Below are 25,685 nucleotides of genomic sequence, written 5' to 3'. Positions count from 1 at the left end.
AGTATTATTTTATGCTGACGACACAATCTTTACTGCAACAACTGACCCAAGCACCCGAAACTGTCACCTTCCAAGACACTATTGCGGTGATCGATAACGAATACGAGTTCACACCTTCTGCTTTTAAAAATGGTGAACAGTCAAACCAAGCCAATGAAAACAATGGCTCGTGCAAAATTCTATCGTTTGCACAGCTTCATCATTTAAGCGAAGCACAAACACCTCATCTATTTGGTGATTTCTACCGTAAGGATGTACTTGAACACCCTGAAGGCACAGACCATCAAAACATTCGCCAATTCCTTATTCACGGTTGGGATGGCGTCAAATTTGAGCAAACCGCGCTGGTTGCTAAATAAAAAAGGGCCTCTAAGGCCCTTTTTTATACTCTGGATACCTTGAATTGTTCCTGCATCCTGCGCTCCAATGACATAACATGGAGCGTGATCCCCAAAGCTTGAGTAGTAGAGGTAGACAATGGACTTAGTAGTATTTGATTTAGACGGCACACTTTTAAACAAGCAACAGCGCTTGTCACAAAAGACCATTTCTACGCTTGAGAAAATGAAACAGGCGGGAATCTATTACACCATTGCCACTGGGCGTACCCATCTTTCTGCTATGGACTGTCTAACGGGCCATGACTTTCCACTTTGGCAAATCTACAAAAACGGTGTCGAGTGGTGGCACCCAACGGATCAAGTTTATCGCCATCAAGGTATTCTGGATGTGCAAATGATCAAAGCCGCCCTTGAACACTTCGAAGATCAAGGCGTGACACCGTTTATCTTTTGCATAGAAGCCGACGGTCAACAATCAGTCTATCACCCAGAGCTACACGACCATTATGGCGAAGCTGTCGTCGCAGAACTGGCCAAGCACGACAATCTCACCTTGCTACCACTAGAGCAATTACCAGCTGACGCGAATGTCATCAACATCAGCGCCTTGGGTCACCCAGATCCACTGGCAAACATTGTCACTGGCTGTAATGAGCAAGAGCATCTAGTCGCTTATAGCGGTGGTGGCATCTACCACCCGCAAACTCATTGGATTGATATTCACCATCATAGCACTTGTAAAGGTTCGGCTATTAAGCGCTTACAGCAGGAACTAAACGCCGACCGCTTGGTCGTATTTGGAGATGGGGATAATGACTTGACCATGTTTAAGTTAGCTGACGAAGCTTATGCCATGGATAACGCTCCCTACTATATAAAGGATCAAGCCAGCGCCGCGATCGGTCATCATGACCAAGATGGTGTCGCCGAGTTTTTGCGGAAAAAGTACAATCTTTGAGCGATGGGTCGTGTTTTTTGCGTATCGTTACGTTTTTGCAACAAATGCCCCTTTACCTCGCCCTAAGATTGGCCCATAGTAAATCTAAGATTTAACCACTGGAGAGAGATTATGTTTGAATTTGCCCTTTTCGCTGCCGCTATGGTCGGTGCATTCTTGATGGCACGTTCGCTAATCAATCAAGCATCACAGCCTAAAATGAAGGCTCAGCCAATCAAAATTGATACGCAGAAACAAGCGCGCCGTAAGCGTGACCAGCGTTACCCATAATTTAACTACACGATGCCATACTCTTTTAGCTTGTTGGCAATTGAGCTATGGCTGACATCTAAAAATTTAGCCAACTTTCGTGTACTTGGATATTGGGGATATAGCTTACGTAACAATTCTGCTTCGTAGGCTTTGACCGTTTTATCCAAAGATCCGTCTATTAGCCCCACTGTCTTCTCTTCACTCAGCACTGTAATAGGCAATGCCTGCGCACTTATTTCTCCATCTTGTACCGTGTCGAGTGCTTGCAATAAACAAGATTCAAGCTCTTTTAAATTACCCGGCCAAGTATGCATTTTTAGCGTCACTAAGGCCTCTTTAGTCAATTTCGGTACTGCTATTGCTTTTCGCTCGGCAGCCTCTTGCAGAATATCGCATGCTAGGCCGGCTAAGTCTTCTTTTCGCTCCCGAAGCGGCGGTACAACCAAGTTGAAGCCTTGCAGCATATATAAAAAAGAAGCGCCTAATTGATGCTCTTGCTGCAGCGCATTACTGTCATAAAGCGATAGACCGATTACCCGTGTTGGGGCACGCTCCTGATACAGCTGGCTAGGTTGATTGGCTAACCACTCACTCAAATAGTTTTGTGTTGCAACGGGGAGCGCCTCAATGTGCGTCAAAGCACACCAACCAGGTTGCGCTAAATAAGCCATCAAAGACTGACTCGATAAGGATTTAGCAGAGACAACATTTAACGTCGCTTCCGGCTCTAAAAACTGCTCTTGCCAAGCATGAAACAGTGCCTGCAGAAGGCGCTTTTTACCGACCGCAAACTCTCCGGTCAGCAGCATCGGTTGATCACTTTCGATGTAGGCTTGAGCAAATGCCAAGCAACGTTGCATCGCCGCACTCTTCGTCACATTGCTTTGCAGGAAACCGGATAAGACAGAGTCCACATGAGAGGCTTTGCGCAGATTTGAAGTTTGTCGACCCAAGCGCTTAGCAGAGCGTAAATGAATGATGGCGCCTGCACACACTTGCTGCTCCGCCTCATTGGTAACAAAAAAAGGCTGCATCTCCAGCAGCATGAGCTGCCCATTGATACGCACACGTTTGCTTACCCCCTTACCGCTGGACCAATCGATGCGAGCAAAGGCAACACTTGGTATAAAAAGCTGTAAAGGCTGCTGAATCAGCTCATCTAAAGCAACTTTTAAATCTGCCGCCGCTTGCGCAGTTGCCATGGTAACGCGCCCTTTCAAATCAACCGCGACGACACCATCCGGTAAAGCTTCCAACAGTGTCAGCAGGGCATTTTGCTCTCTTTCTGAAGGCGTAAAATGTACAGTCTTAACGTCCGAAACACCGCGCAAACGACGAATATCCGCTAATAAGTTGGTGAGCTTTTCAAAACCAATATCTTCAAAGCCAACATACAAGCAGCCCAACTGGCTGTCTACTTCTATGCGTCGCATATCAATATGATAGGGAATCAACAGGTCGAGTATCTCGCGCGCCATGCCGACTCGATCTTCACATCTCACTTCTAGTCGCATCTCTGCTCCGAAAACCACGCTTAAGGCAAAATAATCAATTTAACACAGAGCTTGATCACTGCCACAACATTCTAATCAAGTACAAAATAAAGTATCATGCCCGACCATTATTCGCAGAAATGGTCCCTCTATGCAGCTCGACAAAATCGATCTCAACCTTCTTCGCTACCTAGACTCTTTGCTACGTGAACAAAATGTCACGCATGCAGCTAATCAGCTTGGCATTACTCAACCCGCAATGAGTAATGGCTTACGTCGACTCAGGGATTTGTTTCACGACCCACTACTGGTTCGCACCAGTGACGGTATGATGCCGACCGCTCTCGCCATTCAGCTGCAGCCAAGAGTTCGTGCGATTTTGCAATCTGTCGATGAAGTGCTGCATCTAGGTCATAATTTTGAAGCCGCCTCAAGCTCGCGCGTTTTTCGCATCATGGCTAGTGACTATGCTGAAGCTACCTTGATTCCACCGTTGATGCAAAAGCTGCAAACCGAAGCTCCGCACGTCATTATGGATGTCATGAACCCAAGTGATGTGAGTTTTCATGATGTTGAGAAAGGCAAAGTGGATCTAGTCATCAACCGTTTTGACACACTGCCGCAATCGTTTCACCAGAAATCCGTTTGGGTCGACCGTTTTTCGTGCTTAGTACCGAATGATGGCCGCTACGGTGACGAACTCAATTTAGAAGAGTATTTGGCAGCGCAACACGTTTGGGTGAGCAAAACAGGTTTTGGTGTGGGTGTCGGCATTCAACCGGAAGAAGTGCAAAAACTTGGCTGGGTTGACTCAACGCTGGCTGAGCTTGGACACAAGCGCAATATTCGCCTCTTTACCCGCAGCTACAATGTCGCAATGCGCTCGACGAAACAGCTCGGTCTAGTCGCGACTCTGCCATCATTGGCCACTCGACTGTTGCATGACAGCCCTACGGTAAAAGTGGTGCAACCGCCTTTTGAGATTCCGCCGATCGAGTTAAAAATGCTCTGGAGCCCTCTGCTCCAGCACGATCCTGGCCACATCTGGCTGCGCTCGACCATTGCCGGCTGCGCTCGCACCATCGCCGAAAATGCCGATCTTTAACTAGGCCTGAAGCTTTCCATAAAAAGCCGCGATCTTTACTCGCGGCTTTTTTATTAGCTAAGGATTGTCCCTAAAGCAGCACAGCATCCAGCGCAGCTTTAGCTTCCATTTCATTCGAAACCGTCACTTCCAGATCTGTGATGTGACCATTGTTTAAGCTATAGCACCAACCATGTACGGTAAGCTCCTGACCACGCTGCCAAGCATTATGCACGATACTGGTCTGACAGACGTTTGAAACTTGTTCGATCACATTCAGCTCGCACATGCGATCAAAACGTGCACGCTCATCGGTAATGCCATCAACCTCAGCTTTGTGCAAACGATACACATCCTTGATATGACGCAACCAGTTCTCGATCAAGCCAAGATCATTGGGCTCCATCGCCGCCTTGATTCCCCCACAGCCGTAATGCCCGACCACCATAATATGCTTCACCCGTAACACTTCGACCGCATATTGAATAACAGACAAACAGTTAAGATCCGTATGCACCACCACATTGGCGATGTTGCGGTGTACAAACACTTCGCCAGGCAATAGGTCTACAATTTGATTGGCCGGCACGCGACTGTCAGCACAGCCGATCCATAAGTAGTCTGGCTTTTGCTGCTCCGATAATTTATGGAAAAAATCAGGGTCCTCGGCATTCACCTTGGCCGCCCATTCACGATTTTTTTGAAACAGCGTCCCCAGTTTCATCGACATTACTCATTTCCTTGCTTTTGATACCAGCGTAACGATATGTCCGCGGTCAACTCTAATTGCTCTAACGCCTGTGCCGCTTGGCGACCACTATAAGGCGCCTTGTGAATATGCGGCGTCATACTTAACAGCTGCCCAATGCTGTCCTGATCAGGCAAATGGAAGCGGAACGTGCAACGGCTTTTATGCTGTAAATCAAACCCTTCGATACCGTTGGCATAGGTTTCTTTAAACGGTTTAACGGCAGGGTATAAAATCTTGCGTAACTCTAATAAATGATCGGGCCCAGACTCCACCAGCAGCAACCACCCCGAAGTATCGAGTACACGAGCAAACTCTTCAAATACTGGGAAGCCAAAAGCACACATCACCCAATCAAAACGCCCAGATTCGATTGGCAAATGCGCATTACTGCCAACAATCCAATCAATCTCTTTGGCACGCTTACTGGCTTCGGCAACCGCCCATTTGGAAATATCTAAACCCGTTGCATCCACCTGATGATTGACACCCAGCAAGGCTACCAGCTGACGCAAGTAATGCCCTTCGCCGCACCCTGCATCCAATAGATTCAAATCAGTGCGTTGTTTTAACGCATCAGGCATGGATTCGATGATGGCTGTGACGATCGGGTCATAATGACCTTGTGCTAAAAACGCTCGACGCGATTGCACCATGGCTTTGCTATCGCCTGGATCTTTGGAGTGCTTATTTTGTACTGGCAGCAGATTAATATAACCCGTCTTGGCCATATCAAAGGCATGCCCATTAGCACAGATTAAGGTGCGTTCATGACGCGTTAAAGGGGAATTATCCAGTGGACAAAGCAGATGCTCAAGATTCGACACACAGACTCCAAAGGCTTTTATGCAGGCATTATTTCAAGCGCTGCATAGTACCAAAAAGTCAGACGAAATGATGCGTCTAAGCGTCTGAATCGGTTATTTGATCGTCATTATGGACAATATTTTGCTGCGCTAGGTAATGCGCAAACTCCTTGTTGCTCATTGGCTTGGCAAACAAATAGCCTTGCACCTCTTCACAACGGTAGTCTGTTAACACTTGTAGCTGATCACGATTTTCAACGCCTTCGGCAATCACCTTCAAATTAAGGCTCGAAGCCATGGCAATGGTGGCCTTAACGATCGCGTCGTCATCACTGTCACGACTTAAATCTTGAATAAACGAACGATCTATTTTCAGGGCTTGGATGGGGAATTTTTTCAGATACGCTAAAGATGAGTAGCCCGTACCAAAGTCATCAATCGACAGTGTTAAGCCCATTTTTCGGAAATCATGCAATTTTTCGATGGTTTCATCGGCATCTGACATCAGCATACTTTCTGTTAACTCAAGCTCTAAGTACCTAGGGTCGACACCGGTCTCTTGTAAAATCTTACGCACCATCTCGACTAAGTCTGGCTGCATAAATTGGCGACCAGATAAATTCACCGATATCGCAAGCGCTGGAAGACCTTGCTCGCGCCATTGCTTGATTTGCTGACACGCTTGGCGAATCACCCACTCGCCCAAGGGCAATATTAAGCCACTCTCTTCGGCAATCGGTATAAATTGATCCGGAGAGATACAGCCCCATTCAGGATGCTGCCAACGGATCAAAGCTTCAGCCCCGACTATTACCTCATCACTAGCGCGCAGTTTGGGTTGAAAATAGAGCTCAAACTGCCCTTCTTCAATCGCTCGGCGCAAGCCACCGCCTAAGGTCATATAGGCACTGTAGCGATCAGTCAGCTGCTTGTGATAGACATGAAAACCATTGTGAGTAATGCTCTTCGAGCGATACATGGCCGCGTCGGCATTTTTGAGCAAAGCATCGATACCATCGCCATGCTCTGGATAGCAGGCAATGCCAATGCTAGTGGTGATCATCATTTCCAAATCTGATACGGGGTAAGGTGTGGCCGCCGCCGCATTAATGCTATGCGCAATACGCTCTAATTCGTCTACACCTTGGACGTGCTCCAAGACCACGACGAATTCATCGCCACCGAGGCGATACAGGCACGAACGAGATGGGATCGTCGCTTTGATGCGATTCGCCACCTCTTGCAACAGCTGATCGCCTAGGCGATGACCAAAGGTGTCGTTAACCACCTTAAAGCCATCTAAATCTAGATACAAAATACCGTAGCGACGCTGTCGCTGAGTCGCCATCTTATGCGCTCTTTCAAGTTGCTGATACAACAGATGTCGATTAGGCAGATCGGTTAATTCATCATAGTTCTGCAAGCGATAAAGAGCTACTTCGTAATCCCTGAGCTCCTGAATGTCTTGCGCATAAATATCGATCATCCCCGTCTGCTGATTACGCTGCGCTTCCACTCGAAACCAGCGAATACCTTCGACGGTAGCCAATCGAATCTCTTGATCGACGACTGTGCCAGATTGCAATCGCGTCCAAAAATGGTTGGCAGCGCTCGCTACTGCAAACAGCTCTTTTACGTGTCCCACATTGGTAAATAAAGCACAGGCTTTTTGGCTAAAGAAGTGCTGCTGACCTGATCCAGTAAAGGTCATCAACACAATAGAATTAAGACGCTCTGAAAGGCTACTATGAGCATAGGTTCTGGGTAATTGCTGTGCCATATGGGGTGGGCAAGGGCTGGCTTCAACCGAGAAGCCATGGGTTTTCTCACCTAAAGCAATGACTTTGGCAACACAGCGGTGTAAGCATTGATCTACATCGCGCATCAACCAATGAAAACACAAAGGCTCACTGGCGTTGGCACGAGACAAAAACTCATGTAGATCTTGTTTTAACGCACGGTCGATAAATAATAGGCCATTACGATCATAGCCCAGTGCATCGCCAAAACGTTGTTTGGCGATGGCATTACTCCACGACACGGTTCCTTGTGCAATATCGATGACCCACGCAGCCTTCTCTGGGCTGGGCATTATAAATTCTGCAACGTCTGACATAGCACAAAATGGCCTACTACTACTTTAGTCTTATATATGCCTGAACCCTATTCACTTTTCAAGCATCACCACCCTTCTGGACATATAAAAAGCCAAAAAGCTTGTTGCTGGTTGTTCTTATCTCTACGCCAGCAGCTGTATAACTGTGGTCGCTGGTCATGCCTAAAGGACTTCTCAAGAGCCTCAATGAACGTACCATCTATCTGATTAATGGTATCTTTTTCCCTGTTGGGCGTAATCCAGCAAGGTTTACCCGCCAGTACCAAATCACTCAAGTACGGCGCCCAATTGGATAAGTTATATTTATATAGCCATCCGCCTTGAATTTCAAATTCGTCAAAAAAAATGCAAGCCCGAGCATTTAAGTTATAAAAATGCCGACCAAAAATCATCAGATTTGGCTTGTAATCTGTGCTTCCAGTTACAGAATGTAACCATTGCTGCCCCATCACCTGATCTAACACTGTCAGCTGATGCCCTCTGGCATGAGACACTTTTTTATTTAAGCTGTCGTTTTTATTCGGTCCGATCCAGTTATTGGGCGCCAAATCAGACCGCTCTAAATAAAACTTAATGGCCACTTCAAATTGAATGCAACGCCCAGTTCGATCCTTGGCTAAGAGATCAACCTCTCCGAGTGTTTGGCGTTCACCTTGAATCTGCTGGTGCTCAGCTAACACCTCTAAATCGGTAAAATGGTGTATCGCAAACGAAAACAACTGCTCGAAGTAAGTCCCCAAAAAGTGCGATTTGGCTTGTGCCATATAAGCAACGATGGCGTCTGGCCGTTGCGTTAATGCCCTGAACTTGTGTTGCCAGTCCAGCAACAAGAAATCTGCCAGCGGCCGATCTGAGATGAACATTTCGCGCTCAGATAGGAGCCACTCTAAATCGTTGAGATATTGGTTTGGCTTCATACCGTCGCCGTACGAGTGAGAAAACGATCCAACGCGTCGGCGACCAGCATCAAATGCTTCACTTGTGCACTAGGTAAACCTCGAAACGCCTCTTCAATCATTGGCGAGATATGACAACGCTCTGGCAGTGACAGCTGCTGCTCAATGATGTCTTTAAAGCGCTCGATCATCACATAACGCAACCATTGCTCAAACGTCATGGTATCGATACAAAAAGGCTTGTCAGATGCCAATGCTTGAGGCGTCGGTGGCTGACACTCCCACACATGAGCCTCTTGCATTGCCATCTGTAGCTCTAACATCAAATCCGCTAGCTCACTGTACTGTTGAAACGATTGGGACAACTGATTTCTCTCCTAAAAAACGGTATGATGCGAGCTTTCAGTCACATCAGTTTAGGCACCAATAGAACCTATGCAGAATATTGAATCTTTGAGCGATCTTTTTAGTGCCGTTGGGTGTCACGCGACATTCTACGATGTTGGTCGCCACATTACTAAGCTCACGCCACAACAAGTCATTCAGTTCGACAAAAAGCAACAAGTCTACCCTTACGGGTTTCGCCAACAGGCATGGTTAGCTTGTGTACTGGGCGCACAAGAGGACAGCGCAAAAGAGGCGCAAGTGGTCTGGTTTTTACGCTTACCGTTAGATGAGTCAGGGTGCTTGAACCTAGGCACGCGTGATCACTTCATCAAAACAATTGTCGACAAGATCATGCATAAAGGGACAGAGCAGGGCCTAAATGAAGCCCTAGAAGACAACCCTTACGCGTTTAAACCTGATCAAGACCGTCTTGCGAATTTCCACGCCATTTTAGCCAGAGATTTAAAGCAGCCAGCGTCAGACTATTACGCAGCTGTACAAGATTACCTTAAGCTGGATGATTTAAAAGATGAGGCCAATTGGTCAGAATTAGGACTACAAGGGCTGGCTGATCTGGCTGCGCGCTCAGAGCAACCTTCGCTGGTCATAAAGGCCTTACAACAAGGCCCAAGCGAAGTCGTCTTGCCACTGTGTCACGCACTTGAGCATCACGTTCAGCCGCCCACTGTGGTCGATGCTGTATGTCAACAGCTTGCCAAGCCAACAATGGATGCCGCGAGTGCTGCCCATTGGGTGCGCGCGATTTCGCGCAGTGATTTCCCGCAGGCACTATTTATCCCTTTGTTTACCTTGTTAGGCGATATTTCCGATTGTGCTGACGAGCAACTAGAACTCATTGCAGCACTGGTCGCTAAATGCCCTCACTGGGTCACTGAGCAACCACAGCTACTGCGCATCATTTTAGAAAAGCTTGCGCATCGCCAAGATGGGTTAATTGGCTTTAAACACATAGTGTCAGAATTGACACAGCAGCCTGAAACGCGCGTGCAATGCTGGCAAGTGCTGCGCTCAGAGCATGCTACCGCAGCCCTTCAAAACGCTACAGCAAGCTTATTTACGCCGGCGTCGGAAACACTGCAATAACACTACGCCCGCCACTAATGCTGCCCCGGCTAGAATTAGTGGCGTGTATGCTTTGACTCGACGGTCGCCGAGCGCATTTCACGTCGATGTTCTTTGAACTCTTCACTCAACTCATATTTGCCATCACGCGTGTGCTTAAGCGCACCGCGACTGACCAGCGCGTCTAATGTTTTGGGTAATACCTTTTGTCGACGTTCGCCTTTGACAAAGAAATATTGATCGCCAATTTGTACAAGCTCGAAACCTGTTTCGAGGAAGCCGACACAAAGGTTTTGGGTGGGTGTTAATTTTAATTTCATTGCAGCCCTCAACCAACTTTCAGTTTGTTTCAGGTAACTATAGTCAAAAAATTAAATAACATCTTATTATTGAAGGGAAAGGGTAAGCAGATTTCACAGAGCTTACCCTTTTTTGAGCATTACTGAGAAAAGATCACCGTCTTGTTACCGTGCACTAGAACACGGTCTTCTAAGTGATAACGCAAGCCGCGCGACAGTACTAGCTTTTCAATATCGCGGCCTAAACGCACCATATCAGCCGTTGAGTGATTGTGTGAGATACGAATCACATCTTGCTCGATAATTGGCCCCGCATCCAAATCCGCTGTTACATAGTGACAGGTGGCACCGATCAACTTAACACCGCGAACGGCAGCTTGATGGTAAGGACGTGCGCCGGCAAACGATGGCAAGAAGCTGTGATGGATATTGATCACACGGAAGCGATATTTTTCACATAAGTACTCTGGGAAAATTTGCATATAGCGCGCTAGTACCACCGTATCCGCGCCAGATGCATCGATGGCTTTTTCAATCGCCTGAAAGGCTGGCATCTTATCTTCTTTGGGCACATTGATGCAGTGATAAGGGATCTTGTACCACTCCACCATCGAACGTAGATCTTCATGGTTGGCGATCACGCCAACAATTTCACATGGCAATTCACCCGTGTGCCAACGATGTAGCAAGTCATTTAGGCAATGGGACTCTTTGGTCGCCATCAACATGACTTTAGGGCGTTCATCACTGTCATTGATAAACCACTCCATCTCGTAGCGCTCCGCGATTTCTGCAAAGCCCTCACGAAAGGTATCAAGGTCCACTTCTAGGTTGTCAGCCGCAATGACCTGACGCATAAAAAAGCAACGCTGCTCCGGGTCAGTATGGTGACTGGCTTCTAAAATTGAGCCGCCAAGCTGACTAACATAATCACTAACAGCGGCGACGATGCCCACTTGATCAGGGCAACTTACAACTAAACGGTAGGTTTTACTCATGGCAATTTCTTATCGCTAAGAGCCCACTCACCCTTCGATCAGTGAGCTCTGGTTATGGGGATTATTTATGTCGCAAAATCCAGCATTGGTGAATTTTTTGATTACGCTCAAAATCTGGACCCAATGACTGTCGAGTTATATTCTCGATTTCATAACGCGCTTGCAAGGCTTCGTCTAATTCGAAACGACGATAATTGTTGGAGAAGATTAACTCACCGTCTGCCGATAAACGCGCCATCGCCAGATCAATCAGCTCCACATGATCACGCTGAATGTCCAGCACACCCGCCATTTTCTTAGAGTTAGAAAACGTTGGTGGATCCATAAAGATCAAGTCAAATTCGTCTTGAGATTTACGTAGCCACTCGAAACAGTCTGCGCGCACCACCTGATGATCGCGCTCAGAGAATTCATTCAGCTCAATATTACGACGCGCCCACTCAGTGTAGGTATTGGACATATCAACACTTAGCGTGGTTTTAGCACCGCCCTGCCCAGCGTGCACAGAACCAGAAGCGGTGTAACAGAACAAGTTAAGAAAGCGTGTGCCATTGGCCTTTTGCTGAATCAACTTACGCACAGGGCGGTGATCTAGGAACAAGCCTGTATCAAGATAATCTTTGAGGTTAACGATAAAGTCACAACCATGCTCCTCCACAACCATCTCATGCTGTGATTGGTCGACCTTCTCATACTGCTGCTTACCGGATTGACGCAAGCGCTGCTTAACCACCACATTGGTCTCTGGGATGTTCAACGCCAACGGAATGGCACTCACCACTTCAAACAAACGCTGCTGCGCTTTATTTTCATCCACGCTCTTCGGCGCTTGGTATTCTTGAACATGTGCCCAGTCGTTATAAATATCAATGGCCACCGCATACTCTGGCATGTCCGCATCGTACACTCGGTAGCAGCTGATCTGCTCACGCTCAATCCACTTACGCAGCTTCTTCATGTTCTTTTGTAAGCGGTTCACCACCATTTGCGCGCCTGACGATAAGCCTACTTGCTCACGAGTACCCGCTTTAATATGAGAGTCAGCGATCGGGAAACGATAAGCACGACACTCTAAACCACCATTCAAAACACGTGAGCTTTTCTCAGGTCGGATCGGAATCTGACGGGCTAAGTTCTCGCTACTGGTCAGTAGCATCATGTCGCCATTTAGGGCGTGCTCAATGGCCCAATCCCCCAGCTGTCGATACAGAGAAATTAGCGCCATTTCATCCCCAAGACGCTCACCGTAAGGCGGGTTAACCATTACCAACGTTGGCTGTTTTTGCCAATCAAACGTATGCTGCTGGAAGGCCGACATTTCCACCTGAACAATACCTACCAAGCCCGCTCGCTTGATGTTTTCACGGGCAGCGGCGATGGCTTTTTGTTCACGGTCAGTCCCTTGGAAGCTCACCTGCAAATCTTCTGGCGCGATGCGCTCATTCTTGGCCACATCGTTTAGTTGCTGCCAAAGACGGTGATCATGCTGTTTCCAACCTTTAAAGCCCCAATACTGACGACGTGAGCCTGGTGCGATATTGAGCGAGATCAGTGCCGCTTCAACCAAAAAGGTGCCCGAACCACACATGGGATCTACTAGCTGACCATACTGGCTGTCTTTACTCCAACCGGCGCGCAACAGAAGCCCCGCAGCCAAGTTTTCTTTTAATGGCGCCATGGCGCCCTGCTGGCGGTAACCACGACGGTGCATACTTTCGCCGGATACATCCAAGCTCAACGTGGCTTTATCGCGTTTGATTTTCAACGCAATGCGCAAGTCTGGCTGTTGCTTCTCGACACTCGGGCGACGGCCACTTTGCTTCGTAAAGTAGTCGACAATCGCGTCTTTGGTTTTTACCGCACCAAATTGAGTATTGCGAATGGCGTGGTTGGTGCCATGGCAATCAATGGCAATCGTGTTGTCGGCATGCATATGCAGCGACCAATCGATACTCGCCACACCGTCATACAACTCCTCGGCCGTCGTCACCTGAAATGTCGCCAAGGGCATCATGATGCGCGTCGCCACTCGAGACCATAAACACGCCAAATACATACCGCGCAAATCGGTGGTTAGTTTGACTTGAGCCTCACCTAGACGCGTCTGTGTAAGGCCCAGCTCGTGAAGCTCTTTTTCAAGAATATTTTCTAGTCCGATAGGACAGGTTAACTCTAGAGCGATCGACTGCGAATCATCACTAGAGGGCGTTACGTCGGTATGTGTCATGTTTATTACTTTTTAATGAATTTTTTAATATCGTTAGAGCAAAGTGTTTTTAGACAAACCCTATGCCCTCTACTATTTATTAAAGTTCACTTACTTCGAAAAGAGAACTGAGAGGAACGAATTTATGAAGAAACAAAAACGAGATCTTCATCAAAGAGCGTATGTTCGTGGCTACCGTGCTGGTATGGCAGGCCGTTCCAAAGGCCTTTCAGAACAGTGTCATGTCACCGCTCGTCCCGATTGGTTAGCCGGTTGGCGTGAAGGTCGCGAAGACATGTGGAACGGCCTAACACCGGTCGAAGGCACGTTTAAAGCCGCCAGTTTTTCTCAATAACGTCCCCTATTAAGAAGATAAGGCCAGCATAGACTGGCCTTATTTTTCACTCTAAATAAATACGCTTACTTGTTTGCTTGGCGTTTGATGTAGGCATCGGTTGCTGAGATCGCTTCTCGCACAAGCTCTGGACCGCGGTAAATAAAGCCAGAATAAATCTGCACCAAGCTTGCGCCAGCCTGCAGTTTCTCTACCGCATCCGCGCCACTAACAATACCACCCACACCAATCACTGGCAGCTCACCTTGCAGATGCTCAGATAGCACTTTAACCACATGCGTTGATGCATCTTTCACTGGTGCACCGCTTAAGCCACCCGCCTCATCAGCGTGCTTGTGCCCTTGCACTGCCTCACGCGACAAGGTGGTGTTGGTCGCAATAATACCATCTACCTTTTGTGCGACTAGGGTGTCCGCCACCATTTTGATTTCATCATCACTCATATCGGGTGCGATTTTGACAGCCAGTGGCACATGCTTGCCATGCTCAGCGGCATAGCGCTGCTTGGCTTCTACTAGCGGCGAAATTAGTTCTGCCAAGCTATCACCAAACTGCAGAGTACGTAGCCCTGGCGTGTTGGGCGAACTAATGTTTGCGGTGATGTAATCCGCATAAGGAATCACCTGCTCAAGACAAGCAAGATAATCCGCTGCCGCACCTTCTACTGATGTGGTCAGGTTTTTACCAATGTTAACACCTAACACACCCTTGTAGCGATGCTGCTGAATGCGAGCAACCATATGCTCAACACCTTTGTTATTAAAGCCCATGCGGTTGATAATTGCCTGATGCTCCGGTAATCGGAACAAGCGCGGCTTAGGGTTACCAGACTGACCTTTTGGCGTCACCGTCCCCACTTCAACAAAACCAAACCCCAATGCACCCAAGGCTTCGAACGCGTCCGCATTTTTATCCAAACCAGCGGCTAGACCTACCGCATTTGGGAACTCAATCCCCATGACATTGACAGGCGTTGCCTCTGGCTGATGAGCAAACAGCGACGTTAAACCAAGACGTGCCGATGCACCAAGGGCATCTAGCGACAGTTCATGGGACACTTCTGGGTCGAGCTTAAATAGGAGCGAGCGCGCCAAATCATACATACAGGTAGCCTAGTTCTCTTAGCAGTTAGGATTAAAAGGTTTTGCGGATGTTAACCAGTTTTCGGTTTTCGTCGAATTCTACTTCAAAAGTGCCATAAACGCCTTTACGCGTCACAAAGCGCTGAAACACAGAAAGCGGTAACTGAATTTTTCTTCCGTCGCGGCTTTCGGCAACAAGATACTTTTTTGAGCCGCGATACATTTCTTGATATTGGTATGCTGGAAGGTTGATATCAATGGTGACTTTTGCCATAGCAAGCCCTTGTTTTACCCCACAATTTCGACGGAACTTGTAGAGTAGCTTTTGTCTCGGATATTATGACCAATATTATATTGCTTCATCCGGTAATTTGACAGAATTATAAGGCTTTAGGTTGTATGGAAACGGTAATCGAGCGTCTGCAAAAACATTTACGTCAAGCGGTAGTGGGACAAGAGGCGCTGATCCAAGATCTAATGATTGCGCTCATCGCACGCGGCCATGTGCTTTTAGAAGGTCCTCCAGGCATTGCCAAAACCACGGCAGCAAAAGCTCTAGCGCAAGGCATTCATGCCAGCTTTCAGCGCATTCAGTTTACCCCAGACTTGTTACCTGGTGACGTCACTGGCTCAGATATTTATCAGCAGGAAACGGGACAGTTTAAATTCATCCCTGGCCCGATCATGCACGACATTGTGCTTGCTGACGAGATCAACCGCGCCCCAGCTAAAGTGCAGTCCGCGTTACTTGAGGCAATGGGCGAGCGCCAAATCACAGTGGGCAATACCACCTATCCATTGCCCGAGCTCTTTTTTGTGATCGCTACGCAAAACCCGATCGAGCAAGAAGGCACTTATCCATTGCCGGAAGCGCAACTCGACCGCTTCATTATGAAGGTACAGATTGAGTACCCTGATCTTGAGTCCGAGCGCTCGGTCCTACGTTTGGTGCGCGAGCAAGACAAACATAAGACGTCCCAAGCTCACATAGCAGACGTGCAGCTAGACGATATTCGTACCCTGCAGCAAGCGGCTCTAGATATCTATATGGCGGACTCCGTCGAAGACTATATTGTGCATCTAGTGATGGCAACGCGTAATCCTAGTGCCTATTTCAACGACGATGGTCAGTTTGCCGCCCTGATCGACTTTGGTGTAAGTCCGCGCGCAACGCTGGCACTGGATCGCTGCGCACGAGCCCATGCGCTACTCGCGGGACGGGATTTTGTTACCCCAGACGATGTCAGAGCAGTGGTTCATCCGGTCTTTCGCCATCGCCTCGTGACCTCGTTCCAAGCACTGGCGCAAAACATTGATGCCGACCAAATCATCAATATGATTCTTAACAAGGTGCCGGTGCTGTGATTTATGGATCATTTAACTAGCCCTTCATCGCCACAATTGTCGGTCGAACACATTCAGCAGCTGGCCGCCTACGCCAAAGCACTTGGCCACGCCAAGGCTCATACTAAAGCGCATATTCTCGCGGGCAGTTTGTTGAGCAAAAAAAAGGGCCACGGCCTAGATTTACATGAGATTCGTCCGTACACCACACACGATGAAGTCCGTCACATGGATTGGCGCATCACCGCACGCACCGGAACGCCACACATCAAGGTCTACAGCGAAGAGATCGAGCACCGCAGCTTCATCATCCTGCAGCTGAGCCAAGACGCTTACTTTGGCACTCAAACCACGTTTATTAGCACCCGCTACGCTCAACTAGCCGCCCTCATTGCTTGGCGCAGTCATGCTAGGAAAGAAACGGTCGGCGCACAGTTACAGTTCGGGCAACAGCAATACAGTTATCCAACCATTAAAGACTGGCAAAGCTTTGCAATGCATTTAAGCCAAAGCACTAATATTGCTGAACGCGACACAAGCTCGACCAACTTTTCCTTATCACCGCTGCCCTCGTTACGTGGTCAAAGCGTCATGATCCTAAGCGATCAAATCTGGTTCGACAAAGCCCTAGAGATCCATCTTGCTCAATTAGCGCAACACAATCGTGTCTACTGGATATCACTGGAAGACCCAAACCTATTTGCTTTACCAAACGGTCAGTACACTTTTGCTCACCAGACAGAGTCTGGCCCCAGCCATATTAATGAACGCAGCAAGCAACAAGCCCAACAGCGCTATCAACAACAGCAACAAGCCTTTAATCAACAATTGCACGCCCTAGGCGTACAGCACCTCTCTTTTGATGTGAACGATTCACCGATCGCCATCGCCCGCACCTTACTCGCTCGTGGAGTGATCCATTAATGGAAGACCGGATAGAGTTACCGCACAGCGCTTACATCCTCCCTGCGCCTATCGCAGATTGGCCACCTGCTTGGTGGTTTTGGTTGGTATTAGCCGTTGTGCTACTAGGACTGCTATCACTGTTGGCATTTTGGCTAAGACGACACTATAAGCGTCAATATCGCCGAGAAGCTCTATGTATCGTCAATCAGCACTACCAAAAATCTGGCAATGATCAAGCGTTTGTCAAAAGCTGCCTTGAAAGTATCAAGCGCTGTCTGCAAACCGAAGGACAACAGCATTTGGCCAGTCTACCGGCGGCGACACTCTTTCCCAAACTTGATCAGCAGGTACGCCACCGCAGGAATTCCTTAACACCCTTAGTAGCGCTGTTCGAGACGGGGCTCTATCAGGCAAACGCTAAGCTAAGCGCTGATGAGCGACGCCAAATTTTCGACGCTACGCGCACTTGGATTAGGAAACATCATGCTTGAGCTTCAATGGCCATGGGCACTGCTTGCCCTTCCACTTCCGCTACTCATACTGTGGCGTCGCCCTGCCAGTGATCATCACGCGCCTCTTTACTGGCGTTATGGTCAAACGTTGCGTGACCCACACGCAAGCCGTTCGGCATTTCAGCAGCGCATACCTTTACTGTTGTTACTAAGTGCTTGGCTGTGCCTTATTGTTGCCATCGCCCGCCCTACCTGGTTAGGTGAGCCGACACGTATTCCACCGACCGGGCGCGATTTACTGATTGCTCTGGATTTATCCGGCAGCATGCAAATATCCGATATGACTCTTGAGCAACAACCTGCCGATCGACTGATGGCCGCTAAGCGCGTGCTCGAAGCGTTCATTAAGGATCGTCAAGGCGATCGAGTGGGCATCATTGTCTTTGGCAGCAAAGCGTTTCTTCAGGCACCTCTAAGCTATGATCTCGATACGATTAATCAGCTCATCCAAGAAACGCAAATTGGTTTTGCTGGCGAACAAACCGCCATCGGCGATGCCATTGGCTTGGGGATTAAGCGTCTTGAAGACAAACCTGCCGAGCAAAAAGTCTTGATTCTAATGACCGACGGCGCCAACACTGCCGGACGCGTTAGCCCATTGCAGGCAGCTAACTTCGCCGCCAAAGAAAATGTCACCATTCACACCATCGGCATCGGTGCTGACACTATGACGGTGCAAGGCTTCTTTGGCCCCAAAGTCATCAATCCATCCAGTGATTTGGACGAGCCATTGTTGACCAATATCGCCGAGCTCACCGGCGGCCGCTTCTTCCGCGCCCGCAGCACAGAAGAATTACACGCCATCTATCGCATTTTGGATGAGCTAGAGCCTACTCCCTCTGATGCGATACTGCAGCGACCGCAGACCACATTGTTTCACTGGCTTGGCTTACTCGCTCTGGGCTTGTTCAGCTTGGCCATGGTCATGACTAAGCGCATACACTGGACGCTTCGAGGCCGATCATGACACTGTTTGATAGTTTGCATTTCACCCGCCCCTATTGGCTACTGCTGTTACCTATAAGCTGGCTGCTAATCACGCTAGTAAGTGTTAAAACACCGGACCGAGCTCTCAAAAATGTCGTCGCAGAGCATTTGCTCCCCTATATGACGGGGCGCACAGATACCTCTCCTGGGCACAAGTGGCTGGGGCTAATCAGTGTCAATCTATTCATTATTGGCTTAGCGGGGATTAGCTTTGATCAACGTCCGACCGATCTTTACAGCCCAACTAACAAGACGGTGTTTGTCGTTGACCAGTCCTTATCGCTTTATGCCACGGATGTGCGGCCAAACCGTTTAACCAAAGCCAAACAAGTTTTACGTGACATCCTTAACAGTGATTTAGAAGGCGATTTAGCACTCGTTGCGTACGCTGGCGATGCCTATGTGGTCAGCCCATTCACTCAGGACACGTCTACTTTGACACATTTTTTAGTGGCGCTGGACCCACGTATCATGCCGCTTTACGGTAGCCAGTTGCACCAAGGCTTAGCGACTGCACTCGATTTGGTGGCGCCAGTGGACTACCCCTACACGACCTTTGTGGTGTTAACCGATGATCTGAAATCGCAAGATATTAAATACTTAAAAGACACCTTCGTGGCGACCGATATTCAGCTAAAAATCATTGCCGTTGGCACCGCTGAAGGCGCCCCTGTGAGCCTGCCTGACGGACAAATGTTACGTCATCAAGGGCAAATCATCAGCCCTAAAGTGCCCCTTGATACTATTGCCCAGACCGCCCAAGACATCGGCGCAGAATTCTTCACCACAGATCTAACGCCCTCACAACGGGCGCAATTAACGCGCCTAAATCCAGCGGTCGATCGCGCCCAAAAGTCAGACATCACCGGCAGTACATGGCGCGAGCAGGGCCATTGGTTTGCCTTACCCTTTATTGTCTGGCTCCTTTGGCAGTTTAGAAGCAGTGCTTTATTCATGATTTGTCTAATGGTCATTATGCCCTATGCACCAAAGTCACAGGCAAGCATGTGGGACTGGTTTAAAACCAATGACCAAAAAGCGCAACAGGCAGCCGACCAAAGCGACTGGTCAAAAGCGGCTCAGCTGTTTGAAGACCCTCAATGGCAAGCCGCTAGCGATTATGCCCTAGAGAACTACCAAGGCGCCGCTGAAAAGCTGCAACCACTCGCCCATAGCGCCGCTGACTTCTATAATTTGGGCAACAGTTTAGCTTTAGCCAATGATATAGAAGGGGCTATAAATGCCTATCAAACGGCTCTTGAGCAACAGCCTGAGTTTGTAGAAGCACAACAAAACCTAGACTATCTAGAGACGCTTTTAGCCAAACAGCAAAATGAAAACGACGATGGCAGTTCTGAGCAAAATTCACCCAACAACGATCAGCAAAGCGACAGCGGCGCGCAAGATCAAACTCAGTCCAACGAGGATCCCCAGCAATCAGACGATTCCAACGAGCAAAAACAAGACAATGACACGGAAAATGCGGATAATCAGACTAGCACTTCGCGCTCAGAAGACGCCTTAAGCACACAAGACATTGAGCAAGAGGAGCGTCAAGCACTTGAGCAATGGCTGCGTCAAATTCAGGATGACCCAGGCACGTTATTGCAGCGCAAGCTCTGGCATTTACATCAACAACGACGCAATGAAAATCGCTACAACCAAGAGGATGGTCAGCAGCCATGGTAAGCCAAACCATTTTTATCCGTTACAGCATGCTTGCACTACTAAGCTTAGTCAGTTTGCTCAGCTTACCTGCCTATGCTGATCAAGTGACAGCCGCACTTGATAAAAACGTCGTTCGAGAAAACGAAGTCGTACAGCTCACCGTACGCACCGACTTTGCTAATACCAATGGTGGTCCTGACTTCTCTGTTTTAAAGCGTGACTTTGAGATTTTAAGCCGCAGTCAAAATAGCCAATTTAGCTTTAACCTTGGCACCAATCAGGCACTCAACTTCTGGGTCGTAACGCTTATGCCTAAAGCGGTTGGTAACTTTAACATTCCACCGATTCAGGTGGGTGATCAAGCTTCCGAGCCATTAAGCTTAGAGGTAAAACCCGCACAGCAAATGACCGACGCCAATGGCAACCCATTGGTGATGATTAAATTCACTGCGGACACCCTTGAGCCCTATGTACAGCAACAAGTTAAGCTGAGCCTAGAATTATACACCGCCACCGATCTGCAAAGCGCGCAGCTGTCCACGCCCAACCACCCTAACCTTTTGCTTGAGCGCCTTAGTGACGATCAAATGCGCTACGAAGAAGTCAACGGCACGTCTTATCAGGTGCTCACTCGTGAATACGTGGGCTTTGCACAACGCAGTGGTACCATCGAGCTGACCAATCAAAGTGTCGAAGCCATGGTCAATGGTCGCAATGGCCGTCGCAAAATCAATGTCAAAAGCACACCTATTACCCTCAATGTGCTGCCAATTCCAGCGTCTTACGGCAACACCAACTGGCTACCCACTCAAGCATTGGCAGTTAAATCCAACGTTTCAACCACCCTTAGCAACCCGCGCATTGGCGATACCCTGATGTGGAATATCGACATTTCAGCGCAAGGCGTGCTGGGTGAACAATTGCCTGTCCTAAGCTTTGCCAGTACACGCGCTTACAAGCTTTACCCGACCAGCCCAAGCTACGATACCAGCAAAAATATGAACGGTGTCATGGGGCGTGAATCTATTAGCATTGAAGTAGTACCGACCCAATCTGGCACGCTGCAGTTACCGGACGTAGAAGTCACCTATTGGGATCCTCAAGAAAGGGCCATCAAAACCGTAACGGCTAGCACAAACGCTATCCAAATCGCCGGGCTACCTAATGGCAATGCGACTGACAATACCAGCAATAACCAAGCGGGGGCAGCTAACGATAACAGCTCAAGCAGCTCATCTTCAGAGTCCGTAGCGCCGATTTCATTAGCCAAACGCATTAGCAATAATATTGAAAACAGTGATACGAGCAGTACGACAGCAGGCAATGCTCCCACGCCTCTGGACGTTGTTCTAGATCCAAATCAAGAATCAAGCTGGGCTTGGCAAAGTTACGCTGCTTTAGCATTATTGTTGCTGGGAATAGCAGGATTAGGCACTTGGATTGCGCTATACCGTCGCCAGCGCCAGTCACAAGGTGACGACAGTGTACCGACACTACAAGAATTTGCCCCGCTGCAGGCGGGAGATGAGCAAAGCGCCTTTATTAACTTGATTGCCGGCTGTCGTGCACACGACCTCAGCACCCTGCGTGCTAATCTGTTGGAATGGGCCCGTCACCGCTGGGGCGATGACGCCATCCGTGGAGTAGAAGATATTAAGCGTCTCGCTAACAATCCTCGTTTAACCCAGCTTCTAATGGAAGCCGAACTAGTCATGTATTCAGCTAGCGCCTCTGACTCGTGGAATGGCGATGCGCTCGCGGATGCGCTTGAGGAATATTCGACAGGGCAAGCCAAGCCCTCTAAGGCCAGCCAGTTACAGGCCTTATATCCTAACTTTTAAGCATAATTTAGGAGTTTTGCCAGATATGTCTTACGACCATCAATCCAGCATCACCGCTGAAGCGTCAAGCGATGCCACCTTTATTCTATTAAATGCCGTCACTGGCAAAGAAGCTCAGCTGCGTGAGGTGTTAGCCGCAGTGCCGGACATCGTTGCGCAAATACAACAACAGTTCCCTGATAGCCAGCTGTATTCAGCCATAGGCTTTTCTAGCCACAGCTGGCAACGCATTACACAGCAAACACCGCCTCAAGAGCTGGCGCCTTTCCCAAGCTATAAAGGCGAGTTTTTACAGGTAAAAGATGGAGCACATGATATTCTGCTGCACGTACGAGCGATGCGCCATGACGCCGTCCATGCCTTATCACTTAAGCTGTTTAAAGCCTTTGCCGACAGTGTCACTTTAGTAGAACAGACCACTACCTTTAAATATTTAGACAACCGTGACTTTACTGGTTTTGTCGATGGCACAGAAAACCCAGAAGGCGATGATCGTGCAGAGGTAGCCTTGGTAGGCACAGAAGATCCCGCTTACCAAGGTGGCTCGTATTTGAACTACATCAAGTTCGTGCACGACTTAGAAAAATGGGAACAGCAAGACCTGAAAACCCAAGAAGACACCTTTGGCCGTACTAAATATGAAAACCAAGAATACGCTTCGGACGAAAAGTCACCTCATGCCCACACTAAGCGTACGTCCCTAAAAGACGCGCAAGGTAACTCTTTAGAAATATTGCGCCACAGCATGCCGTTTGGCGACCTAAGCCAACAAGGTTTAGTTTTTGTCAGCTATTCAAAAACCCCTTCTATCTTTAATTTGATGCTGCAAAGTATGATCGAAGGCGATGAACAAGGCCGTGCTGATCATCTCATGAAATATACCCATGCCACTGAAGGCAGCGCCTTCTTTGTGCCAACGCTCGACTTCCTAGCCGCTTTAAAACACTAATCCAGAGCTGTCTTATGGGCATAAAAAACCACGCCGAGGCGTGGTTTTTTTGACTCTATTGAAGCGTAAGATTAGTTATTACGTTCAATCTCAGCATTACTTTCTAGCAGTGCTTGACGCGCCTGCAATGTAGAGCGGTAAAAGATCTGACGCAATGAGTTTTCATAGGTTTCACGCTCAGCGTCGCTGACTTGTGTTTCACTCTGTGTCACTTCACGCAGACGCAGTGCCACCACATCACCATTAGACATCGTCTCAACCGCTAGCGTTGGTTTACCGTCTTCAGGATAAGCCAGACCAAAAGCTAAGCTTGCCACTTCATTTTGGCCACGATCCGCGTTATTCACCGAGGTCCAGTCCGCATCCTCTGAGTTCAACTGTGCTTGCGCCATTTGCTGTAACGCTTGTGCCGCTTGCTGCTGCATCACAATCTCAGTAATCGCATCTTTGGCTTCCTCAAATGACTGCTGTGCCGCTTGATTGTGCTGATTAAGATTCACCACTACAACTTGCGTATCACTTAGCTCGATCAAGTCACTATTGTGACCGTCTTCTAGCACGGTTGGGCTGTAGGCTGCTGAAATCACAGCAGGCGCCGTCGTGATATCATCACTGCCACCATCGCGACCAAAGAAGTCTGTAGTCAGTACAGAGGTATTATACTCATCAGCCAAGGCGTCAAGATCGTCACTCGCATAAGCAAGATCTGTAATGTTTTCATGCTCAGCCAATAGCTGCTCTTGAGCTTTTTGAGGCACTAAATCAGCCATCAACTCAGCACGCACTTCGTCTAGAGATGGCGCATCGGTCGCTACGATTTCATTCAGCTTAACGATATGGTAACCAAACTCAGTTTCGACTGTTTCCACATCGCCTTCTTGCATAGCAAACAAAGCATCTTCAAACGGCTCAACCATGATGCCACGAGTCACGTAGCCAAGATCACCACCATTATCTTTAGAGCCTAAGTCATCCGAATACTGGGCTGCTAAGTCCGCAAAGTCCGCCCCCTCAGCTAGCTCAGTTTGGATTTGCTCCACCAAAGCTTGGGCTTCGTCATCACTGCGTGATGCCGTATCGATCAAGATATGAGCCGCTTCACGCTCTTCATTTTGGAAGTTACCAACGTACGCCTCATAAGCACTTTGTAATTCAGCATCTGAAATCTCGATGTCTTGCTCAAGGTCTTCAGCCGAAATTAACACATAGTTAAGCTTTACCTGCTCAGGTGAAACAAAGCTTTGCTGATGCTCATCGTAGTAAGCGGCTAGAGCTTCTTCGCTAACGTCCATTTGTTCCATTTGATCAGCTAGCGAAAAACGCACGAAATCAAAGCTACGTTGTTGATTCTGTAGACGGCTAACGTATTCGATTTGACTTGGCAAGACAAACTCAGAGCCAATCAACGCGTTGCGTGATTGCTGAATCAACATATCTTGCTTAATACGCTCTTTAAAAGCCAATGGCGTCATCGCTAAGGAGCGAATGTAGTTAAGGTATTTATTTTGGTCGAACTGACCATTTGTCTGAAACTGTTCAACCTGCACTAAAAACGCATCAATTTGCGCGTCTGAGACACCCAAATTCAGAGCTTTAGCTTGATTAGATAAAACGGCACGCTGCACTAGCTCATCCAAAGCGCGACGCTGCAGCACATTATCTTCCAGCATAGCTGGATCGATTTGACCACCCATCATGCTAATCAACTGACGACGCTGAGTTTCAGCGGTTTGCATCAATTGCGTACGTGTAATTTCTTGACCATCAACTTCAGCCACCGTGTCCGAAGTAGTAAAGCTTTGTACTAACGCTTCGACGCCAAACAGAGCAAACGTCACAATCACCACACCGATGATTACTTTAACAACAATACCCTGTGACTTGTCTCTAATATCCTGGAGCATCTTGCCTCCACCCTAAAAACATAAAAAGAAAAACAAAAAAGGTGCATTCCGCTGGGAACACACCTCTTTGCTCTAATGGCGGAACGGACGGGACTCGAACCCGCGACCCCCTGCGTGACAGGCAGGTATTCTAACCAACTGAACTACCGCTCCAAATACATTAGTTTACCGCGTCTTTAAGGCCTTTACCGGCTTTGAAGCTAGGAACCTTAGCAGCGCTGATCTGGATTTCCTCACCAGTCTGAGGGTTACGACCTGTGCGTGCTGCACGCTCTTTAACCGCAAAAGTGCCAAAACCAACCAAAGTTACTTGGTCACCTTTTGCTAGCGCTTCTTCGATAGATTTCAAAGTTGCGTCTAGCGCATTACTTGCCGCTGCTTTAGACAGATCTGCGGACGTGGCAATAGCATCAATCAATTCTGATTTATTCACGTTCTACCCCTTCAGTATTCTCGTGGTTCCTTGGTAT

The 25,685-nt window shown here is 48.2% G+C and carries 26 protein-coding genes and 1 tRNA gene; 13 read left to right on the top strand and 14 right to left on the bottom strand.

Going from position 1 to position 25,685, the window contains the following annotated elements:
* Window positions 1–11 precede the first annotated feature (11 nt).
* From JQX58_RS12820 to JQX58_RS12810, 3 genes are all read left to right on the top strand, one after another.
* On the top strand, window positions 12–359 hold the full coding sequence (locus JQX58_RS12820; protein WP_204147256.1) for a HopJ type III effector protein: 348 nt from the start codon (window positions 12–14) through the stop codon (window positions 357–359).
* Window positions 360–477: 118 nt separating this feature from the next.
* A complete protein-coding gene (locus JQX58_RS12815) occupies window positions 478–1,299 on the top strand; it encodes an HAD-IIB family hydrolase (protein ID WP_204147255.1) in 822 nt (273 codons plus the stop codon).
* Between the two features lie 111 nt (window positions 1,300–1,410).
* On the top strand, window positions 1,411–1,569 hold the full coding sequence (locus JQX58_RS12810) for a hypothetical protein (RefSeq protein ID WP_204147254.1): 159 nt from the start codon (window positions 1,411–1,413) through the stop codon (window positions 1,567–1,569).
* A 5-nt stretch (window positions 1,570–1,574) separates the two neighbouring features.
* On the opposite strand, the gene JQX58_RS12805 is transcribed toward JQX58_RS12810, so the two are convergent.
* Entirely contained in the window at window positions 1,575–3,065 is a 1,491-nt protein-coding gene (locus tag JQX58_RS12805; protein ID WP_204147253.1) for a TyrR/PhhR family helix-turn-helix DNA-binding protein, read from the bottom strand.
* A gap of 130 nt (window positions 3,066–3,195) precedes the next feature.
* Between JQX58_RS12805 and JQX58_RS12800 the strand changes: the two genes are divergently transcribed.
* Entirely contained in the window at window positions 3,196–4,149 is a 954-nt protein-coding gene (locus JQX58_RS12800) for a LysR family transcriptional regulator (RefSeq protein ID WP_204147252.1), read from the top strand.
* Window positions 4,150–4,219: 70 nt separating this feature from the next.
* Here JQX58_RS12800 and can read toward each other — a convergent pair whose 3' ends face one another.
* The 5 genes from can to JQX58_RS12775 form a co-directional block, all read right to left on the bottom strand.
* Window positions 4,220–4,858: a carbonate dehydratase gene (can, locus tag JQX58_RS12795; RefSeq protein ID WP_204147251.1), complete on the bottom strand. Its 639-nt coding sequence runs from the start codon at window positions 4,856–4,858 to the stop codon at window positions 4,220–4,222.
* Window positions 4,858–5,703: a putative RNA methyltransferase gene (locus JQX58_RS12790; protein WP_204147250.1), complete on the bottom strand. Its 846-nt coding sequence runs from the start codon at window positions 5,701–5,703 to the stop codon at window positions 4,858–4,860. Before JQX58_RS12790 ends, can begins: the two co-directional genes overlap by 1 nt.
* A 76-nt stretch (window positions 5,704–5,779) precedes the next feature.
* Window positions 5,780–7,798, bottom strand: coding sequence for a putative bifunctional diguanylate cyclase/phosphodiesterase (locus JQX58_RS12785; RefSeq protein ID WP_204147249.1), 2,019 nt, complete (start codon window positions 7,796–7,798; stop codon window positions 5,780–5,782).
* Between the two features lie 65 nt (window positions 7,799–7,863).
* The gene (locus JQX58_RS12780) at window positions 7,864–8,715 is read right to left on the bottom strand and encodes a DUF1853 family protein (protein ID WP_204147248.1); all 852 of its coding nucleotides are present in this window, start codon (window positions 8,713–8,715) and stop codon (window positions 7,864–7,866) included.
* The gene (locus JQX58_RS12775; RefSeq protein ID WP_204147247.1) at window positions 8,712–9,059 is read right to left on the bottom strand and encodes a YqcC family protein; all 348 of its coding nucleotides are present in this window, start codon (window positions 9,057–9,059) and stop codon (window positions 8,712–8,714) included. Before JQX58_RS12775 ends, JQX58_RS12780 begins: the two co-directional genes overlap by 4 nt.
* A 70-nt stretch (window positions 9,060–9,129) precedes the next feature.
* Here JQX58_RS12775 and JQX58_RS12770 point away from each other — a divergent pair, with 70 nt between their 5' ends.
* Window positions 9,130–10,185 (top strand): DUF3549 family protein, encoded by a 1,056-nt coding sequence (locus JQX58_RS12770; RefSeq protein ID WP_204147246.1) that lies wholly within the window; start codon window positions 9,130–9,132, stop codon window positions 10,183–10,185.
* Window positions 10,186–10,220: 35 nt separating this feature from the next.
* Here JQX58_RS12770 and JQX58_RS12765 read toward each other — a convergent pair whose 3' ends face one another.
* The 3 genes from JQX58_RS12765 to rlmKL form a co-directional block, all read right to left on the bottom strand.
* Window positions 10,221–10,484 carry a formyltetrahydrofolate deformylase gene (locus JQX58_RS12765; RefSeq protein WP_204147245.1) on the bottom strand — a complete coding sequence of 88 codons (264 nt, stop codon included), beginning with the start codon at window positions 10,482–10,484 and terminating at the stop codon, window positions 10,221–10,223.
* Window positions 10,485–10,603: 119 nt separating this feature from the next.
* A complete protein-coding gene (purU, locus tag JQX58_RS12760) occupies window positions 10,604–11,461 on the bottom strand; it encodes a formyltetrahydrofolate deformylase (protein ID WP_204147244.1) in 858 nt (285 codons plus the stop codon).
* A 61-nt stretch (window positions 11,462–11,522) separates the two neighbouring features.
* Window positions 11,523–13,688, bottom strand: a complete 2,166-nt coding sequence (gene rlmKL, locus JQX58_RS12755; RefSeq protein WP_204147243.1) for a bifunctional 23S rRNA (guanine(2069)-N(7))-methyltransferase RlmK/23S rRNA (guanine(2445)-N(2))-methyltransferase RlmL — start codon at window positions 13,686–13,688, stop codon at window positions 11,523–11,525.
* A gap of 124 nt (window positions 13,689–13,812) precedes the next feature.
* On the opposite strand from rlmKL, the gene rmf reads away from it, so the two are divergent.
* On the top strand, window positions 13,813–14,022 hold the full coding sequence (gene rmf, locus JQX58_RS12750; protein WP_204147242.1) for a ribosome modulation factor: 210 nt from the start codon (window positions 13,813–13,815) through the stop codon (window positions 14,020–14,022).
* A 65-nt stretch (window positions 14,023–14,087) separates the two neighbouring features.
* On the opposite strand, the gene JQX58_RS12745 is transcribed toward rmf, so the two are convergent.
* Both JQX58_RS12745 and JQX58_RS12740 read right to left on the bottom strand, forming a co-directional pair.
* Entirely contained in the window at window positions 14,088–15,125 is a 1,038-nt protein-coding gene (locus JQX58_RS12745) for a quinone-dependent dihydroorotate dehydrogenase (RefSeq protein WP_204147241.1), read from the bottom strand.
* A gap of 31 nt (window positions 15,126–15,156) precedes the next feature.
* On the bottom strand, window positions 15,157–15,378 hold the full coding sequence (locus JQX58_RS12740) for a DUF2835 family protein (RefSeq protein ID WP_204147240.1): 222 nt from the start codon (window positions 15,376–15,378) through the stop codon (window positions 15,157–15,159).
* A 125-nt stretch (window positions 15,379–15,503) separates the two neighbouring features.
* On the opposite strand from JQX58_RS12740, the gene JQX58_RS12735 reads away from it, so the two are divergent.
* Genes JQX58_RS12735 through JQX58_RS12705 form a run of 7 tightly spaced genes read left to right on the top strand, consistent with a single transcriptional unit; the run spans window position 15,504 to window position 23,311 of the window.
* Window positions 15,504–16,469 (top strand): AAA family ATPase, encoded by a 966-nt coding sequence (locus JQX58_RS12735; protein ID WP_204147239.1) that lies wholly within the window; start codon window positions 15,504–15,506, stop codon window positions 16,467–16,469.
* A 3-nt stretch (window positions 16,470–16,472) separates the two neighbouring features.
* Window positions 16,473–17,372, top strand: a complete 900-nt coding sequence (locus JQX58_RS12730; RefSeq protein ID WP_204147238.1) for a DUF58 domain-containing protein — start codon at window positions 16,473–16,475, stop codon at window positions 17,370–17,372.
* Complete coding sequence (locus JQX58_RS12725; protein ID WP_204147237.1) at window positions 17,372–17,845, top strand: DUF4381 domain-containing protein; 474 nt, start codon at window positions 17,372–17,374, stop codon at window positions 17,843–17,845. The genes JQX58_RS12730 and JQX58_RS12725 overlap by 1 nt, the downstream gene beginning before the upstream one ends.
* Entirely contained in the window at window positions 17,838–18,833 is a 996-nt protein-coding gene (locus JQX58_RS12720; protein ID WP_204147236.1) for a vWA domain-containing protein, read from the top strand. Before JQX58_RS12725 ends, JQX58_RS12720 begins: the two co-directional genes overlap by 8 nt.
* Window positions 18,830–20,542, top strand: coding sequence for a vWA domain-containing protein (locus JQX58_RS12715; protein WP_204147235.1), 1,713 nt, complete (start codon window positions 18,830–18,832; stop codon window positions 20,540–20,542). The genes JQX58_RS12720 and JQX58_RS12715 overlap by 4 nt, the downstream gene beginning before the upstream one ends.
* A complete protein-coding gene (locus JQX58_RS12710; protein WP_204147234.1) occupies window positions 20,536–22,362 on the top strand; it encodes a BatD family protein in 1,827 nt (608 codons plus the stop codon). The genes JQX58_RS12715 and JQX58_RS12710 overlap by 7 nt, the downstream gene beginning before the upstream one ends.
* A 25-nt stretch (window positions 22,363–22,387) precedes the next feature.
* Window positions 22,388–23,311, top strand: a complete 924-nt coding sequence (locus tag JQX58_RS12705) for a Dyp-type peroxidase (protein WP_204147233.1) — start codon at window positions 22,388–22,390, stop codon at window positions 23,309–23,311.
* A gap of 71 nt (window positions 23,312–23,382) precedes the next feature.
* Here JQX58_RS12705 and JQX58_RS12700 read toward each other — a convergent pair whose 3' ends face one another.
* The 3 genes from JQX58_RS12700 to JQX58_RS12690 all read right to left on the bottom strand — a co-directional run bounded on the left by JQX58_RS12700 (window position 23,383) and on the right by JQX58_RS12690 (window position 25,648).
* Window positions 23,383–25,215 (bottom strand): SurA N-terminal domain-containing protein, encoded by a 1,833-nt coding sequence (locus JQX58_RS12700; protein WP_204147232.1) that lies wholly within the window; start codon window positions 25,213–25,215, stop codon window positions 23,383–23,385.
* A 76-nt stretch (window positions 25,216–25,291) separates the two neighbouring features.
* Window positions 25,292–25,368, bottom strand: a tRNA-Asp gene (locus JQX58_RS12695).
* A 7-nt stretch (window positions 25,369–25,375) separates the two neighbouring features.
* Window positions 25,376–25,648: an HU family DNA-binding protein gene (locus JQX58_RS12690; protein WP_204147231.1), complete on the bottom strand. Its 273-nt coding sequence runs from the start codon at window positions 25,646–25,648 to the stop codon at window positions 25,376–25,378.
* Window positions 25,649–25,685 lie beyond the last annotated feature (37 nt).

The organism is Marinomonas ostreistagni (assembly GCF_016888445.1).
GTDB lineage: Bacteria > Pseudomonadota > Gammaproteobacteria > Pseudomonadales > Marinomonadaceae > Marinomonas > Marinomonas ostreistagni.
Note: the sequence above shows the minus strand (reverse complement) of the source record. Positions and strands in the feature narration are given on the sequence as shown.

What these genes read in the sequence shown, in the direction of transcription:
- JQX58_RS12735 (WP_204147239.1), top strand. Translation starts at nt 15,504, where the DNA reads ATGGAAACGGTAATCGAGCGTCTGCAAAAACATTTACGTCAAGCGGTA.
- JQX58_RS12780 (WP_204147248.1), bottom strand. Translation starts at nt 8,715, where the DNA reads ATGAAGCCAAACCAATATCTCAACGATTTAGAGTGGCTCCTATCTGAG.
- rlmKL (WP_204147243.1), bottom strand. Translation starts at nt 13,688, where the DNA reads ATGACACATACCGACGTAACGCCCTCTAGTGATGATTCGCAGTCGATC.
- purU (WP_204147244.1), bottom strand. Translation starts at nt 11,461, where the DNA reads ATGAGTAAAACCTACCGTTTAGTTGTAAGTTGCCCTGATCAAGTGGGC.
- JQX58_RS12785 (WP_204147249.1), bottom strand. Translation starts at nt 7,798, where the DNA reads ATGTCAGACGTTGCAGAATTTATAATGCCCAGCCCAGAGAAGGCTGCG.
- JQX58_RS12745 (WP_204147241.1), bottom strand. Translation starts at nt 15,125, where the DNA reads ATGTATGATTTGGCGCGCTCGCTCCTATTTAAGCTCGACCCAGAAGTG.
- JQX58_RS12720 (WP_204147236.1), top strand. Translation starts at nt 17,838, where the DNA reads ATGCTTGAGCTTCAATGGCCATGGGCACTGCTTGCCCTTCCACTTCCG.
- JQX58_RS12715 (WP_204147235.1), top strand. Translation starts at nt 18,830, where the DNA reads ATGACACTGTTTGATAGTTTGCATTTCACCCGCCCCTATTGGCTACTG.
- JQX58_RS12725 (WP_204147237.1), top strand. Translation starts at nt 17,372, where the DNA reads ATGGAAGACCGGATAGAGTTACCGCACAGCGCTTACATCCTCCCTGCG.
- JQX58_RS12710 (WP_204147234.1), top strand. Translation starts at nt 20,536, where the DNA reads ATGGTAAGCCAAACCATTTTTATCCGTTACAGCATGCTTGCACTACTA.
- JQX58_RS12810 (WP_204147254.1), top strand. Translation starts at nt 1,411, where the DNA reads ATGTTTGAATTTGCCCTTTTCGCTGCCGCTATGGTCGGTGCATTCTTG.
- JQX58_RS12820 (WP_204147256.1), top strand. Translation starts at nt 12, where the DNA reads ATGCTGACGACACAATCTTTACTGCAACAACTGACCCAAGCACCCGAA.
- JQX58_RS12805 (WP_204147253.1), bottom strand. Translation starts at nt 3,065, where the DNA reads ATGCGACTAGAAGTGAGATGTGAAGATCGAGTCGGCATGGCGCGCGAG.
- JQX58_RS12700 (WP_204147232.1), bottom strand. Translation starts at nt 25,215, where the DNA reads ATGCTCCAGGATATTAGAGACAAGTCACAGGGTATTGTTGTTAAAGTA.
- JQX58_RS12770 (WP_204147246.1), top strand. Translation starts at nt 9,130, where the DNA reads ATGCAGAATATTGAATCTTTGAGCGATCTTTTTAGTGCCGTTGGGTGT.
- JQX58_RS12740 (WP_204147240.1), bottom strand. Translation starts at nt 15,378, where the DNA reads ATGGCAAAAGTCACCATTGATATCAACCTTCCAGCATACCAATATCAA.
- JQX58_RS12800 (WP_204147252.1), top strand. Translation starts at nt 3,196, where the DNA reads ATGCAGCTCGACAAAATCGATCTCAACCTTCTTCGCTACCTAGACTCT.
- JQX58_RS12815 (WP_204147255.1), top strand. Translation starts at nt 478, where the DNA reads ATGGACTTAGTAGTATTTGATTTAGACGGCACACTTTTAAACAAGCAA.
- JQX58_RS12705 (WP_204147233.1), top strand. Translation starts at nt 22,388, where the DNA reads ATGTCTTACGACCATCAATCCAGCATCACCGCTGAAGCGTCAAGCGAT.
- can (WP_204147251.1), bottom strand. Translation starts at nt 4,858, where the DNA reads ATGTCGATGAAACTGGGGACGCTGTTTCAAAAAAATCGTGAATGGGCG.
- JQX58_RS12730 (WP_204147238.1), top strand. Translation starts at nt 16,473, where the DNA reads ATGGATCATTTAACTAGCCCTTCATCGCCACAATTGTCGGTCGAACAC.
- JQX58_RS12765 (WP_204147245.1), bottom strand. Translation starts at nt 10,484, where the DNA reads ATGAAATTAAAATTAACACCCACCCAAAACCTTTGTGTCGGCTTCCTC.
- rmf (WP_204147242.1), top strand. Translation starts at nt 13,813, where the DNA reads ATGAAGAAACAAAAACGAGATCTTCATCAAAGAGCGTATGTTCGTGGC.